At 67.7% G+C, this 14,172-nt stretch carries 13 protein-coding genes; 2 read left to right on the top strand and 11 right to left on the bottom strand.

Going from position 1 to position 14,172, the window contains the following annotated elements; all coding sequences use genetic code 11:
- Nucleotides 1-182 precede the first annotated feature (182 nt).
- Both JW876_00905 and JW876_00900 read left to right on the top strand, forming a co-directional pair.
- A complete protein-coding gene (locus tag JW876_00905; protein MBN1884064.1) occupies nucleotides 183-2,093 on the top strand; it encodes a tetratricopeptide repeat protein in 1,911 nt (636 codons plus the stop codon).
- A gap of 15 nt (nucleotides 2,094-2,108) precedes the next feature.
- On the top strand, nucleotides 2,109-3,239 hold the full coding sequence (locus tag JW876_00900) for a DUF4388 domain-containing protein (protein ID MBN1884063.1): 1,131 nt from the start codon (nucleotides 2,109-2,111) through the stop codon (nucleotides 3,237-3,239).
- Here the strand turns inward: JW876_00900 and JW876_00895 are convergent.
- From JW876_00895 to infB, 11 genes are all read right to left on the bottom strand, one after another.
- Nucleotides 3,205-4,074, bottom strand: a complete 870-nt coding sequence (locus JW876_00895; protein MBN1884062.1) for a polysaccharide deacetylase family protein — start codon at nucleotides 4,072-4,074, stop codon at nucleotides 3,205-3,207. The genes JW876_00900 and JW876_00895 overlap by 35 nt on opposite strands.
- A gap of 26 nt (nucleotides 4,075-4,100) precedes the next feature.
- Nucleotides 4,101-4,559, bottom strand: a complete 459-nt coding sequence (gene dut, locus JW876_00890; GenBank protein MBN1884061.1) for a dUTP diphosphatase — start codon at nucleotides 4,557-4,559, stop codon at nucleotides 4,101-4,103.
- A complete protein-coding gene (locus tag JW876_00885) occupies nucleotides 4,556-5,845 on the bottom strand; it encodes an insulinase family protein (protein MBN1884060.1) in 1,290 nt (429 codons plus the stop codon). The genes dut and JW876_00885 overlap by 4 nt, the downstream gene beginning before the upstream one ends.
- Nucleotides 5,846-5,854: 9 nt before the next feature.
- Nucleotides 5,855-7,927 carry a polyribonucleotide nucleotidyltransferase gene (pnp, locus tag JW876_00880; GenBank protein ID MBN1884059.1) on the bottom strand — a complete coding sequence of 691 codons (2,073 nt, stop codon included), beginning with the start codon at nucleotides 7,925-7,927 and terminating at the stop codon, nucleotides 5,855-5,857.
- A 96-nt stretch (nucleotides 7,928-8,023) separates the two neighbouring features.
- On the bottom strand, nucleotides 8,024-8,293 hold the full coding sequence (gene rpsO / locus JW876_00875; GenBank protein MBN1884058.1) for a 30S ribosomal protein S15: 270 nt from the start codon (nucleotides 8,291-8,293) through the stop codon (nucleotides 8,024-8,026).
- Nucleotides 8,294-8,430: 137 nt separating this feature from the next.
- On the bottom strand, nucleotides 8,431-9,381 hold the full coding sequence (ribF, locus tag JW876_00870; GenBank protein MBN1884057.1) for a riboflavin biosynthesis protein RibF: 951 nt from the start codon (nucleotides 9,379-9,381) through the stop codon (nucleotides 8,431-8,433).
- Between the two features lie 7 nt (nucleotides 9,382-9,388).
- Nucleotides 9,389-10,324 carry a tRNA pseudouridine(55) synthase TruB gene (gene truB / locus JW876_00865; protein MBN1884056.1) on the bottom strand — a complete coding sequence of 312 codons (936 nt, stop codon included), beginning with the start codon at nucleotides 10,322-10,324 and terminating at the stop codon, nucleotides 9,389-9,391.
- A gap of 1 nt (nucleotide 10,325) precedes the next feature.
- On the bottom strand, nucleotides 10,326-11,336 hold the full coding sequence (locus tag JW876_00860; GenBank protein ID MBN1884055.1) for a bifunctional oligoribonuclease/PAP phosphatase NrnA: 1,011 nt from the start codon (nucleotides 11,334-11,336) through the stop codon (nucleotides 10,326-10,328).
- Nucleotides 11,317-11,688, bottom strand: a complete 372-nt coding sequence (rbfA, locus tag JW876_00855) for a 30S ribosome-binding factor RbfA (protein ID MBN1884054.1) — start codon at nucleotides 11,686-11,688, stop codon at nucleotides 11,317-11,319. The genes JW876_00860 and rbfA overlap by 20 nt, the downstream gene beginning before the upstream one ends.
- A gap of 19 nt (nucleotides 11,689-11,707) precedes the next feature.
- Nucleotides 11,708-11,989, bottom strand: coding sequence for a DUF503 domain-containing protein (locus tag JW876_00850; protein ID MBN1884053.1), 282 nt, complete (start codon nucleotides 11,987-11,989; stop codon nucleotides 11,708-11,710).
- Nucleotides 11,990-12,010: 21 nt separating this feature from the next.
- A complete protein-coding gene (gene infB / locus JW876_00845; protein MBN1884052.1) occupies nucleotides 12,011-14,167 on the bottom strand; it encodes a translation initiation factor IF-2 in 2,157 nt (718 codons plus the stop codon).
- Between the last annotated feature and the right edge of the window lie 5 nt (nucleotides 14,168-14,172).

Below are 14,172 nucleotides of genomic sequence, written 5' to 3'. Positions count from 1 at the left end.
CATCGCCGCGCCGCGTTGTCAAACGGGGTAATAACGCGAACGGCGGCAAGCAGATAGACCCGCCGCAGGCGGCACGATTCTTGCCGGTGGAGAAGAGACGATACGGGTCGCGAGAGTTCGTGGAGAACGACGCCGGCGCAACCGGCTTGTACGGTATTATGTTAGAAAGAAATCCCATTCGCGTGCCGCTTATCGCCGCTCTCTGCGCGGCGGCCGTTCTTGCATTCTGCACCTCCGCCGCCGCCGGGCATCTCGATCTCATCCAGGACGAGAATCTCGAGCAATACACGGCAACCGAGCTGTCCCGGGGCGCGCCGACGCTCGGCGTGAGCTCCCGGGCCCTCTACCGGGAGGCGCTCGAGGCGCTCGAGGCGGGCGACCGGGAGCGGGCCGTCGGCAGGCTGCGTCTCGCCGCCGACCTGAGCGGGGACGACGCCGATCCCCTCTTCACCCTCGCCCGGATCGAGGCATCGCGGTTCGACCCCGCCTTCCTGCCCCATCTCGTCGAGGCCGTCCGCCGGCTCGCGGGGGATTTCCGTTCGCAGTCCTTCCTGGCGGCGAACACGCTCCTCGTCGTCGCCGCGTCCTTCTTCGGCGGGCTGCTCGTCGCGCTCGTCGCCCTGCTGGCCAGGTCGTGGCCGCTCGTCGATCACTGGTTCCGCGAGCGCCACCCCGCGTCGATCGCCGTGCCCCCCGCCGGATGGATCGGCGGCATCGCGCTGCTCGGGCTGCTCGCCATGCGGCTCGGCCTCGCCCTCTACGCCGCGATCCTCTTCGTCGTCGTCTGGATGGCCGTCTCGCGTCGCGAGCGGTTCGCGCTGGCCGCGGCCGCCCTGGTTGTCGCCGGCATCTCCCTGGTCGCGGGCCGGGCCGGCCCGATCGCCGCGGGGATCGATCCGGCGAGCGTGACGAGCCGCCTCGCCCTCGTCAACGAGCGCGGCGCCGACGAACGGACCCTGGCGGCGATCGAATCGATACGGGACGACCGGTTCGCCGCCGAGCGGGCGTTCGCGATCGGCACCCTCCGGTACCGCGCCGGCGAGTTCGAGGAGGCGAAAAAACTCCTCCTCGAGGCGGTGGCCGCCGAAAGCGGCCTGGCCGCGGCCTACCTGAACCTGGGCAACGTCTACTTCTGCGAGAGCGATTACGACCGCGCCCTCGCGGGCTACCAGAACGCCCTGGCGATCGATTCGACGAACGTCCTCGCGCACTACAACATCGGCCAGGCCTACATCCGGATGATGCTCTTCGCCCAGTCGAGCGACGCCCTCGAGCGGGCGAGCGAGTTCGGCGTCGAGGGATACCGGGCGACGCACGCGTCGGCCCGCATCAGGAACCTCACGATCTACGAGGCGGGATTCCGCGCGTCCGACCTCTGGCGGATCGCGATCCGCGAGGGCGAGGAGATCGGTGGCGGCGCCCTCACGGCGGCGCTGCGCCCCTGGCTGCTTCTGCCCTTCGACCGGCTGTGGATCGTGCTCGTGGCCGCGCTCCTGGCCGCGATGACCCTTCGCGGCCGGTTCCCCTCGGCGTGGCGCGTGTTCCGTTGCGAGAACTGCGGCCGCGCGACCTGCGAGATCTGCGCCGGCACGAACCTGGGGATCGCCCTCTGCCCCGATTGCGCCGGCGTCGTCGGGGGGCTCTCCTCCGTCAAGGTGATGGAAGCCCTCCTGCGCCACCGGCGCCAGAAGCGCGCGTCCGCCCGGTCGAACGCGATGCGCCTGGCCAGGTTCTTCTGGCCCGGGGCAGCCGCGATCATCGGCGGACGCACGCGGTCCGGCATCCTCGGCGCCGCCGTCGCGATCGCCGCCCTGATGCTGCTCGCGTGGCGGGGACCGTTCTTCCGCGATCCGCGTTCGATCGACGTCTACACGCCGATCTGGATGGCGGCCCTCCCCGCGGCGATCCTCCTTTTCGGCTGGCTCGCCGCGGCGCGGAGACGCCGGCCCGAGGAACCGCGCAACTACCGCATCCTGCCCCCCGACGTCCGCGTCGAGGCCGACGGCCGGGAGGATACCGGGCGGCGGCCCGCGGAGAGCAGACCCGAAGCGGCGGCGCCCGAACCGCTCGACGCGTTTCTCGATTCGCTGTAGGGAAAGGAACCGGCGATGGCCCTGGAAGGAAACGTCAAGGATTTCGGCCTCAGCGAGATATTCCAGCTGATCTCGCTGCAGAAGAAGTCCGGCATGCTCTCCGTGACCGGCGAGGAGAACATGGTCATCTTCTTTCGGGACGGCTTCATCATCTCGACCCGCGACCGCCGGAGCCGCGGCCGCGATCCGCTGAAGGACTATCTCATGCGGTACGGGTTCCTCGGACGAGACGAGATGAACCAGCTGCAGCAGATACAGGCGGAGACGAAGCTCGACCTCGTCGAGCTCCTCCTCACCGAGAAGTACTTCTCCGAGGACGAGCTCGCCACGATCTGGCGGGACCAGATACAGGAATCGGTGACCGAGGTCCTCAGCTGGCCGAAGAGCTACTACAAGTTCATCATCGGCCGGCAGGTCCTGCAGGGGATCAGGAGTTTCGACGACGACATCAAGGTCGAGGGCGTCCTGATGGAGTGCATGCGGCGCATCGACGAGTTCCCCGAGATGCGGAAGATATTCTCCTCCGAGGAGATGATCCTCGGGCGGCTCCCGCTCCCCACGGAGGATCCTCCCTCGCTCGACCGGAACGAGGAGATCGTCTACGAGCTGCTCGAACGCGGGCGCACCCTCGGCGATCTCGTCTCGAAGGCCCGCATGGCGCGCTTCTGCACCTACGAGAGCCTCAAGCAGCTTCTCGAGAAGGAACTGCTCGAGATCACGCGGGAGGCGGCGCCGACCGGAACGGCGCCGGTCGCCGAACGACCGCGCATGAAGGAGCCCGGGCCCGGCAGGAAGCAAAGACGCGTTTTGCCGACGATCGCCGCGGCGGCGGCCCTCGCGGCCTGTTTCGTCGTGGGAGAATACCTCGCGCCCCGGCTCCTGCCGCCGGGTTGGACGGCCCGCTCGCGGGTCGTCCGCGCGCCGATCGAGAAGCGGCTGGACGAAGCGGCGATCCGCGCGGGTCTCGAGGAATACGCCGCGACGCGGGGCTCCTACCCGATCACCCTCGACGTCCTCGCCGCCCGTCGCATCCTGCCCGCCGGGGTCATCGAACGGGCCGGCCGGGACGGGCTGCGGTACCGGCCCGCCCGCGGCGGCGCCGGGTACGAGCTCAGTCGCGACCGTTCCGCCGACCGTCGCCCTTGACGAGCGGCGTCAGGACGGCGACGGCGTTGATCGCCCTCCCCTTGCAGTCCTCGAGCACGGCGGGCAATCCCCCGCCGAGCTTCGCCCGGATCGTGCCGAGCGTATCGACGATCCACACCCCCTCGCGCCGCAGCAGCCAACGGTCGGCCAGCAGGCCGCGCCGCGGGTAGAGGGTGAAGGCCGCCTCGTACCCCGCCTCCTCCGTCGCGGCTTGCACCCGTTCGTCGACGCGCCCGTAGGGATAGGAGAAGGTCCGGACCGGCCGGCGGAGACGATCCTCGATCGCCCGTTTCGAACCGGCTGTCTCGTCGCGGAGCGACGCCGGCCCCAGGCGCGTGAGATCGCGATGCGTGCGTCCGTGGGAGCCGAAAAAGAAACCCGCCGACGCGAGCGCCTCGATCTCACCCCAGTCGAGATGCCTCGAGCGCCGTCCGGGCAGGGACAGCTCCCAGCGATTCTCCCGCCCGACGTAGTCGCTGACGAGGAAGACGAGCGCCGGCACGCCGAGATCGGCGAGAACGGGCGCCGCGTCGAGGACGTCGCGATACCCGTCGTCGAAGGTGAGGAGGATCTCCTTCTTGTCCGGGCGCGGGTTGCCCCGGAGGCGGTCGAGATAGGTCGCCTCGTCGATGAAGCGGAATCCGTCGTCGATGAGGCCGGCGATCTGGCCGCGGAACCGGGCCGGCGTCATCCACGTTCCGCCGAACTCGAAACGGGCGATCTTGTGGTAGGCGAGGACCCGCGGCGCGCCCGCCGGGAACCCCGCCCGGCGGCGGCACAGGAGGATCAGGAAAAGAACGGCGAGCATTACGGCGGTCAGGAGAGCCGGCACCATCGTCTTTCCCTCTCCGGGGGCCGCGATCAGCCCGTGTGGCCGAATCCTCCCGGTCCGCGGACCGTCTCGTCGAGCTCCCGGCGCTCGAGGAGGCGCACCGGCGGCAGGCTGCAGAACACGAGCTGGGCGATGCGATCGCCGCGGTCGACGACGAAGGTCTCCTCGCCGAAATTGAAGAGGATGACCCCGATCTCGCCCCGGTAGTCGCTGTCGATCGTCCCCGGGGCGTTCAGGATCCCGACGCGGTGCTTCAGGGCGAGACCGCTTCTCGGCCGGACCTGCGCCTCGAACCCGGGCGGCACGGCGAGTTCGAACCCGCCGGCGACGAGCGCCGCCCGGCCCGGCTCGATCTCGATCGGCCCGTCGCAGGCAGCGTTGATGTCGTACCCGCTCGATCCGCCGGTCATGCGCGCGATCGGCGGCAGCCCGGCATGGTGCGGCAGGTACCGGATGACGACCTCGATCTCGTTCCGCGCACCCGTCATCGACGCCTCCCCCGGACCGGGCCGGCAGGCCGGCCCGACGGCCGCAGCGACACGGGGCCGCCGGTGACGATGGTCAGATCGTCCCACGAGAGGTACCGTTCCGCCGCCTCGACCACGCGCCCCCTGCCGACGCGCTCGATGGCGCGCACCGTTTCCGCCGGCGACCGGTAGCGGCCGTGATAGGCGTAACTGCTGAAGAGACGGAAGAGCAGGTTCTCCGCGCTCTCGACGCCGATGTAGACCGACGCCTTGATCTGCGCCCGCGCGCTCGCCATCTCGTCGGCGGTGACGCCGTCCTGCACGAGGCGCTTCAACTCGCCGCGGAGGATGTCGACCGACCGGCCGAGGTTGCGCGGATCGACGGAGCATGCGATACCGAAGGCGCCGGTGTCGCGCCAGAAATTCGTGTGGGCGTAGACGTTGTAGGCGAGCCCGGCCTGCTCGCGCATGGCCTGGAAGAGCCGCGAGGACACCCCGCCGCCGAGGATCCACGAGAGGAGCACGAGCGCGGGCCGGTCCGGATGGGTCGTCGAGACCGTCCGGTTGCCGGCGACGAGCTGTACCTGCGACCAGTCGCCGCGGATGATGCCGGCCCGACGGCGCCGCGGCGGCCGTCCGAGGGAAACGGGCCTCGTTCTGCGGCTCGAACGGAAGGCGAGGCTTTGCTCGATCGTCTCGACGACCCGCCCGATGGGCACGTTCCCGACGACACCGACGAGGGCGTCGCCGCCGGTGAAACGCCGGCGGTGGAAGGCGACGAGCCGGTCGCGGGAGGCGCGGCGTATCCCGCCGATCGTTCCCGCGACCGGCGCGCCGAGGGGATGGTCGCCGAAGAGGGCGTCGAAGAAGAGCTCGTGCGTCGCCTCCTCCGGCGCGTCGCGGACCGACCGTATCTCCTCCTGGACGACCCGGCGCTCGAGCCGGAAGGCGTCCTCGGGAAAGAGGGGGTCGAGAACGAGATCGCCGAGGATGTCCGCGAATTCGCCGAAATGCTCGTCGAGCACCCTCGCGTGGAAACAGACCGCCTCACGCGAGGTGAAGGCGTCCCACTGCCCGCCGATCCGCTCGAGATCGAGCGCCGTCTCGAGGGCGCTCCGGCGCTTCGTGCCCCGGAAGACCATGTGTTCGAGGAGGTGGGAATAGCCTTCCTCGCCGGGACGCTCGTCCCGGGAGCCGCGCCCGAAGCGCACCCCGGCGGCGACCGTGGGAATGCCGGGATTGCGCTGATAGAGGAGGGTCGCCCCCGAATCGAGGGCGACCGCACGTGGCCGGGGAATCCTCTGCATCGATCCTCGCTAGAGGAGGACTTTCCTGCTCAGACGGATCTTTCCGTCGTTGTCGATCTTGACGACCTTGACCTCGACCTCGTCACCGACCTGGAAGTAGTCCTCCACCTTGTTGACGCGTTTCGTGTCGATCTCGGAGATGTGCAGGAGCCCGTCCTTGCCGGGCAGGATCTCGACGAACGCACCGAAAGGCAGGATGCTCTTCACGGTGCCCTTGTAGACGGTGTCGAGCTCGGGCTCGGCGGTGATCTCCCTGATCATCGCCAGGGCCTTGTCGGCGGAGGCCGTGTCGACCGCCGCGACGGTCACCGTGCCGTCGTCCTCGACGTCGATCTTCGCGCCGGAGACTTCCTGGATGTGGCGGATCACCTTGCCCCCCGGGCCGATGATCTCGCGGATCTTGTCCACGTCGATCTTGATCTGGGTGATCTTCGGCGCGTAGGGGGAGATCTCCGGGCGGGCCGCGGGAATCGTGGCCTCCATGCGCTCGATGATCTTCATGCGGGCCTGGCGCGCCTGCTCGAGCGCCTTCTCCATGATCTCGCGATTGACGCCGGCGACCTTGCAGTCCATCTGGAAGGCGGTGATCCCGTCTCGGGTGCCGGTGACCTTGAAGTCCATGTCGCCGAGATGGTCCTCGAGACCGAGGATATCGGTGAGGACGGCGACGCGGTCACCCTCCTTGACGAGCCCCATCGCGACGCCGCCGACCGCCTTGGCGACCGGAACGCCTGCGTCCATCAGCGCGAGGCTGCCCCCGCAGACCGTCGCCATCGAGCTCGAGCCGTTGGACTCGAGGACGTCGGAGACGATGCGGATCGTGTAGGGGAAGAGCTCGTCGGTGGGGATCATCGGCCTGATCGCGCGCTCCGCGAGCACGCCGTGGCCGATCTCGCGCCGTCCGGGGCCGCGGAAGAAGCCGACCTCGCCCACGCTGAAGGGCGGGAAGTTGTAGTGGAGCATGTAGTTCTTCCAGGACTCCCCTTCGAGATCGTCGATCTTCTGTTCGTCGGAGGCGGTGCCGAGCGTCGTGACGACGAGGCTCTGCGTCTCTCCCCGGGTGAAGAGGGCGCTGCCGTGCGTGCGCGGCAGGACGCCGACCTCGCAGGTGATGTCGCGGATCTCGTCGTGGCGACGGCCGTCGGTGCGCACGCCCTCCTCGATGATCATCCGGCGGACGATCTCCTTCTCGATGTCTCCCAGGACGGCCTTGACCGTCTTCCCGCTCTCGGGATACTCCTCGGCGAAGTGCTCGACGGCCTCGTTGGCGAGCTCCATGAGGGCGTTCCCCCGGATGAGCTTGCCCTTGACGCGGCATCGCGAGGCGACCTCGCCCGCGTAGCGTTCGCGGACCTTGCGCTCGAGCTCGCCGTCGCGGGTAGCGACCGCGAAGGTGCGCTTGGTCGGGATCTCGCAGGCGGAGAGGAACTCGCGCTGGAATCCGTTGATCTTGCGGACCTTGTCGTGCCCCCACTCGAGAGCCTCCATGATCGTCCGCTCGGACGCCTCCATGGCCCCGCCCTCGACCATCACGATCGCGTCGTCGGTGCCGGCGATGACGAGATCGAGCTTGCCTTCCTCGATCTCCGTGGTCGTGGGGTTGAGAATGAAGCTGTCGTCGACCATGCCGACGCGGATGCCGCTCAAAAGCCCGTCGAAGGGGATATTCGAGAGGTTGAGGGCGAGCGACGCGCCGGTGATGCCGAGAATGTCGGACTTGTGCTCCATGTCGCTGGAGAGGATGCTCGCGGCGACCTGCACCTCGTACATGTATCCGTCGGGGAACAGCGGCCTGATCGGTCGATCGATCATGCGCGCGCCGAGGATCTCCTTCTCGCTCGGGCGTCCCTCGCGCTTGAAGAACCCACCGGGGATCTTGCCGGCGGCGTAGAACTTCGCCCGGTATTCGACGAAGAGGGGGAACCAGTCACGATCGGTGACGGGCGCCTTGGAGGAAACGGCGGTCACGAGGACCACGGTCCCTTCCTGGCCGACGAGTACGGACCCGTCCGCCTGCTTGGCCATACGGCCGGTCTCGAAGGAAATGTCCTTTCCCTCGAGAGTCCATTTTTTCTGGATCACAGAATATGCCTCCGTTGGTGTCGTTGTCAGGCAACAAACCTCCCACGCCCGGCGTGTCCGGGCGCGCGAAGAATGAGATGACAGGGATCGAGAATGTTATTTCCTGAGGTTCAGTTCCTTGATGACCTTGCGGTACTTCTCGATTTTGTTTTTCTTCAGATAATCGAGGAGCTTTCTCCTCTGCCCCACGAGTTTGAGCAAACCTCGCCGGGACGCGAAGTCCTTCTTGTGCACCTTGAAGTGCTCCGTCAGGACGTTGATGCGCTCGGTGAGAAGTGCGATCTGGACTTCGGGTGAGCCGGAATCCTTCTCGTGAAGCTGGAACCGTCCTATGACGTCCCTCTTCACCTCTTTGTGCAGTGCCATCGTGGTATACCTCCTTGGACCTACGATGATAACGATGGCAGCAGAACGGGATCGCTCCCGATCCGCCTGACAACTGCGTTCACAATTGTTCTATCCTTCTGCTACGATTTCCTAACATACATCATCGGGAAAATTTGTCAAACATTCTTTTTCTCATGCAGAATCCGTGCCGCGGCCTCGCGGTCCCGGGCAAGACGTTCCGCCAGCGCGCCGGCGTCGGCGAACCGTCGTTCCTCGCGGATCCACGCGACGAAGTGCACGCGCAGGCGCCGCCCGTAGAGATCGCCGTCGAAATCGAAGAGGTTGACCTCGATCCGCGTCTCCCCCTCCTCGTGGAAGGTCGGCGCGCTGCCGATGTTCAACATGCCGTCGGCGAGTTGCTCCCCCGTGTCGACGAGAACCGCGTAGACCCCCGCCGGCGGCACGAGCTTGCCGGGATCGGGGATCGCGACGTTCGCCGTGGGAAACCCGAGGCCTGCGCCGCGGCCGTCCCCGCGGACGACGTCGCCGTCGAGGAAATACGGGCGGGTGAGCGCCCTGGCCGCCTCGTCGAACCGGCGGGCGCCGATGTCCTCTCGGATCGTCGTGCTCGACACCGTTCGCCCCCCGAGCTTGACCGGCGGCACGACGGTGAGGCCGAATCCCGAACGGGCCGATTCCTCTGCGAGACGGTCCTCGCCGCCCCCGCGGCCGCGCCCGAGCCGGAAATCGTGGCCGACGACGAGATGGCTCATGCCGAGCCCCCCGAGGAGACGCTCCTCGATATACGTGCGGTAGTCCATCGCGGCCGTCTCACGGTCGAAGGTCTCGACGACGATCCAGTCGACGCCGGTGCGCGCGATGAGGGAGAGCTTCTCGTCGAGGGTGGTGAGGAGCGGCGGCGCATCCTCCGGGCGGGTCACCGCCGCCGGGTGGCGATCGAAGGTGACGACGACCGACGCCGAGGCCCCCGTCCCGCGCGCGACCCCCTGGAGCGTCGCCGCGACCTGCTGGTGGCCGATGTGGACGCCGTCGAAGACGCCGATCGTGACCGCCGTGTTCCTGAAGCGCCCGCCGTCGAGCTCGGCCGTGGTGATCGCGCCCTTCATCCTTCGATCAGACTCCCCGCTCCGCCGCGTAGCGGTCGTGGAAGACACGCCGCAGCTTGCAGAATCCCGCCGGCCCGACCTCGCAGATCGCGCCGAGCCCCCCGTCCGCCCTGACGAGCCGCACGAGCGAGCCCTTCTCCGGCAGCGGCGGACCGAGCCGCGGGGCGATCCCGTTCCCGAGCCGCTCGAGGTCCTCTCCGTCGACGGCGATGGCGGGAAGATGCGCGACCGCCTCCGCGAGCCCCACGCCCGGGGGGCCGGCGTCGCGAAGCGCCTCGAATTCGGCGTCGCTGATCGCGCCGTCGAGCGAGAAACCGCCGATCTCCGTCCGCACGAGGCCGGCGAGATGGGCCGGGACGCCGAGCGCGTCCCCGATCTCCTCGGCGAGCACGCGCACGTACAATCCGCGCGCGCAGCGGATGTCGATGCGGATCCGCGGCAGGTCGATTTCGAGGAGATCGATCGCGTAGGTCTCCACCTCGCGCGGCTCGCGATCCACCTCCTCGCCCTTCCGGGCGAGGACGTAGAGGGGGCGGCCGTCCTTCTTGAGCGCCGAGTACATCGGCGGCACCTGTTCGCGCACGCCGACGAACCGTTCGATGGCCTCCCGGATCGACGCCCCGGTCACGTGCGACCAGTCCCCCGCCCGCACGACGAGGCCGACGGCGTCCTGCGTGTCGGTCGCCTCGCCGAACACGATATCGGCGAGGTATCGCTTCGGCAGGTCCATGAGATACCCGGAAAGCTTGGTGGCCTCGCCGGTGAGGAGCAGCACGAGACCGGTCGCCTGGGGATCGAGGGTGCCCGAGTGTCCGATCTTGATCTTGCGGAAACAGCGCTTGAACCGCCTGACGGCGTCGTAGGTCGAGAGGCCATGCGACTTGTCTACGGGGATCACCCGGTCCTCGAGATGCGGATGGGGCGAGGAGACGTTCCCTGCCATGCTATTCACCATTCCCCTCGGCGAGCAACGCGCCGAGCCCCTCGACGACGAGCCGGCGGGCCTCGTCGAGCGGGGCGCAAATCGTCAATCCGGCCGCCTTGCTGTGACCGCCGCCGCCGAACCGTGCGGCGAGCCTGGCGACGTCGTGCCCCGCCCGCGAGCGGAGTGACGCGCGGATCTCCCCGGGACCGTTCTCCCGCAGGAGGGCGGCGAGCTCGACGTCGTCGATCGCCGCAGCGTAATCGACGAAGCCCTCGGAATCCTCGATCGCCGCGCCGCTCTCCTCCAGCATCCGGCGCGTGATCGACATCACGGCGATCCGGCCGCCGGCGTGCGATTCGATGGAATCGAGAACCTTCGCCAGCAGACGGAGCGCGACGTAGGACTTCATGAAGATGAACTCGTGCGCCAGCTCGTAGGGCCTGGCGCCGAAACAAACGAGGCGCGCCGCCGTCGCGAGCGCCTCGGCGTCGGTGTTCTGGAAGCGGAAGCCTCCGGTGTCGAGCAGGATGCCGAGGTAGAGGCAATCGGCGATCCCGGGGGTGATCTCCTCCGGCGCGAGATGCTCGAGCAGCCGGCAGACGATGATGGCGGCCGCGGCCGCGCCGGGATCGACGACGTCGATATCGCCGTAGGTCTCGTTCGTCGGATGGTGGTCGATGTTGATGATCGCGACCGGCCCCCCGGGCCGTGCGATCCCGTTGAAACGCTCTGTGGTGGGAGCGTCGACCGCGATCACCAGATCGGGATCGAAGCCGGCGAGCGTCTCCTCCCCCGCGAGGAACCGGGCGCCGGGAAGACCGCGGTAGCGCTCGCGGAGACTGCCCGGCGCGTGGCAGCAAACCTTCTTGCCCCTCGCGTCGAGAAAGAGCGCGATGGCGAACATCGAGCCGATGCAGTCCCCGTCGGGATCGATGTGGCCGAGGACGAGGATCCGCCCGCTTGCGTCCAGGAGCGATCCGATGCGATCGAACTCGCCGGCGAAGGCATCGTCAGGCATCGTCGTCGACATCCGCCTCGTCCTCCCCGTCGATCTTCTGCAACAGCCCCTCGATCCGCATGGCCCGATCGAGCGAATCGTCGTATGAGAAGACGAGCTCGGGGATCGTCCGCAGCCTGAGGTGTCCCTTGATCTGGCCCCGGATCCATCCCCGGCTGCTCTCGAGCCCGCGCTGGACGTCGGCGGGGTCGTCGCCGGAGCCGATGATGTTGTACTTGATCTTCGCGACGGCGTAGTCGCGCGAGACCGTGACAGCCGTCACCGAGACGTTCGCCACGCGCGGATCCTTGACCCGCCGGACGAGCAGCTCGGCGATGAGCTGATGGATCGTCTCCTCGATGCGCGCCCGGTGTTTCTCGCTCATGGAATCGGTCTCCCGTCTCCTAGACGTATTCCCTGTCGGTCTCGATGAGGGCGACCCGGCCGTCCCGTTCGAGGAATCCGACGACGGCCTGGATCGTCCGGTCCACGCCGCGCCTCGTCGTCGCAACCGTGGCGAACCCGAGCTCCGTCCGTTGCCACTTGTCCTGGAAGTCGGTCTCGCACAGGGCGAGGTTGAAACGGCTCCGCAACCGCGCCTTGAGACTGTTCAGGATGAAGCGTTTCTGCTTGAGCGACGTGCAGCCTGGCAGGAGCAACTGGACTCTCAGGCGTGCGACGATCACCCCGCGGCCCTCCGGCGCCTTCTACAGCGTCTTGCTGTGCTCCTCCTCCACGTACACCTCCAGGATGTCTCCCTCGGCGAGATCGCCGAAGTCGCCGATCCCGATGCCGCACTCGAACCCGGACTGGACCTCGCGGGCGTCCTCCTTGAACCGCTTGAGAGAGGTGATCGTGCCCTTGTAGACCACCTCGCCCTCCCGGCGGACCCGGACGAGCGCGTTGCGCAGAATGCTGCCGCTGGTGACGTAGGAGCCGGCGATGGCGCCGAGCCGGGAGATGCGGAACACCTCGCGGACCTCGGCCGCACCGAGTTCCCTCTCGACGATGTCGGGCTCGAGCAGCCCCGTCATCGCGGCCTTGACGTCGTCGATCGCCTTGTAGATGACCTCGTAGAAGCGCAGGTCGACCTTCTCGTTCTTCGCGAGCTGGGCGGCCTGCGGCGCGGCGCTGACGTGGAACCCGAGCACGACGGCGTTCGAGGCTGAGGCGAGGAGGATGTCCCCCTCGTTGATCATGCCGACCGCGCCCTGGAGCACGTTCACCTTGACCGCGTCCGTCGCCAGCCCGACGAGACTGTCGACGAGCGCCTCGAGCGAGCCGTCGGTGTCGGCGCGGATGATCAGGTTGAGCTCGGCGACCTTCCCCTCCTGGATCTGCGAGTAGAGATCCTCGAGGGTGATGCGCTGCGTCGTGCGGCGCTCCTTCTCTCGCCGGTACTGCTGGCGCCTGGTTGCGATCTCCTTGGCCGTCCGCTCGTCCTCGACCTGTATGAACGGGTCGCCCGCCTGCGGCACGCCCGAACATCCGAGGATGACGACCGGCGTGGCCGGCGGCGCGTTCTCGACCTTCTTCTTCCGTTCGTTGAGCAGGGCGCGGACCCGGCCGTGGAAATCGCCGGTGAGGAACACGTCCCCGACCTCGAGCGTCCCCTGCTGGATGAGGACGGTGCAGATGATCCCCCGTCCCTCCTCCTTGCGGGCCTCGAGGACGACCCCGCGCACCTCGGCGTAGGGATCCGCCTTGAGCTCCATCATCTCGGCCTGGAGGAGGATCATCTCGAGGAGCTTGTCGATCCCCGTCCCCTGGCGGGCGGAGATCTCCGCGGACATGACGTTGCCGCCGTATTCCTCGAGGACGATGTTCTGCTGCATCAGCCCCCGCTTGACCTTCTCGATGTCGGCGTTCGGCAGGTCGACCTTGTTGATCGCGATGATCATCGGCACGTCCGCCGCCCGGGCGTGGTTGATCGCCTCCGTCGTCTGGGGCATCACGCCGTCGTCGGCGGCGATGATGAGGATGACGATGTCGGTCGCCTGCGCGCCCCGCGAGCGCATCGCGGTGAAGGCCTCGTGGCCCGGCGTGTCGATGAAGGTGATCCGGCGTCCGTCGACATCCACCTCGTAGGCGCCGATGTGCTGGGTGATCCCGCCCTTCTCGCCGGCGATGATGTTGCTCTTCCGGATATTGTCGAGCAGCGACGTCTTGCCGTGATCGACGTGGCCCATGATCGTGACGACCGGCGGACGGCTCTCCATCCGTTCCGGCTTCGCGTCCTTGCGCTTCTGGAGGATCTCCTGTCCGTAGGCCGAGTCGAAATCGACCTTGTAGTTGTACTCGTCGGCGATCATTTTCAGCGTATCGGCGTCGAGACGCTGGTTGATCGAGACCATCAGGCCGAGATTCATGCATCGCTGGATGATGTCGGTCGATTCGGCGTCCAGCGCCTCGGCGAGCTCGGAGACGGTTGAGAACTCGGGGATGGTCAGCACCTTCTTCTCGACGGGCTCATCCTCGACGACGTCCTCCTTGCGCTTGCGGCGCTTCGACTTGCGGGTGACCTCCAGCTTGGCCAGCGTCCGCTTGACGCTTTCCTGGACGGCTTTCTGATCGGTCTCCTTGCGCTTCTCGCGCTTGCGCCCGCGTCCCTTCTTGGGCGACCGCTGATCGGCCGGGGCCGGGGCGCGGGTCTGGGCCTGGGGCTGGGGCTTCTTCTTCCTGACCTCTTTCTTGGTCGCGGCCTTCACACGGTTGATGTGGTTCTGGATGAGCATCTCCACGTGCTCTTCCACCGTGCTCATGTGACTCTTGACCGTGATACCTTCCTTCACGAGGATCTTGATCAGGGCCTCGCTGGAGATGTCGTATTTTTTCGAAAGCTGATAGACGCGGATCCTAGCCAAACGTA

It is taken from the genome of Candidatus Krumholzibacteriota bacterium, from assembly GCA_016931295.1.
Taxonomy (GTDB): Bacteria; Krumholzibacteriota; Krumholzibacteriia; order Krumholzibacteriales; family Krumholzibacteriaceae; genus JAFGEZ01.
Note: the sequence above shows the minus strand (reverse complement) of the source record. Positions and strands in the feature narration are given on the sequence as shown.

Bases quoted from the DNA above. Each gene is read 5' to 3' on its own strand.
- rpsO (MBN1884058.1), bottom strand. From the start codon at position 8,293: ATGGCACTGCACAAAGAGGTGAAGAGGGACGTCATAGGACGGTTCCAG.
- truB (MBN1884056.1), bottom strand. From the start codon at position 10,324: ATGGCAGGGAACGTCTCCTCGCCCCATCCGCATCTCGAGGACCGGGTG.
- dut (MBN1884061.1), bottom strand. From the start codon at position 4,559: ATGACGGGTGCGCGGAACGAGATCGAGGTCGTCATCCGGTACCTGCCG.
- JW876_00900 (MBN1884063.1), top strand. From the start codon at position 2,109: ATGGCCCTGGAAGGAAACGTCAAGGATTTCGGCCTCAGCGAGATATTC.
- rbfA (MBN1884054.1), bottom strand. From the start codon at position 11,688: ATGAGCGAGAAACACCGGGCGCGCATCGAGGAGACGATCCATCAGCTC.
- ribF (MBN1884057.1), bottom strand. From the start codon at position 9,381: ATGAAGGGCGCGATCACCACGGCCGAGCTCGACGGCGGGCGCTTCAGG.
- JW876_00885 (MBN1884060.1), bottom strand. From the start codon at position 5,845: ATGCAGAGGATTCCCCGGCCACGTGCGGTCGCCCTCGATTCGGGGGCG.
- JW876_00860 (MBN1884055.1), bottom strand. From the start codon at position 11,336: ATGTCGACGACGATGCCTGACGATGCCTTCGCCGGCGAGTTCGATCGC.
- JW876_00895 (MBN1884062.1), bottom strand. From the start codon at position 4,074: ATGGTGCCGGCTCTCCTGACCGCCGTAATGCTCGCCGTTCTTTTCCTG.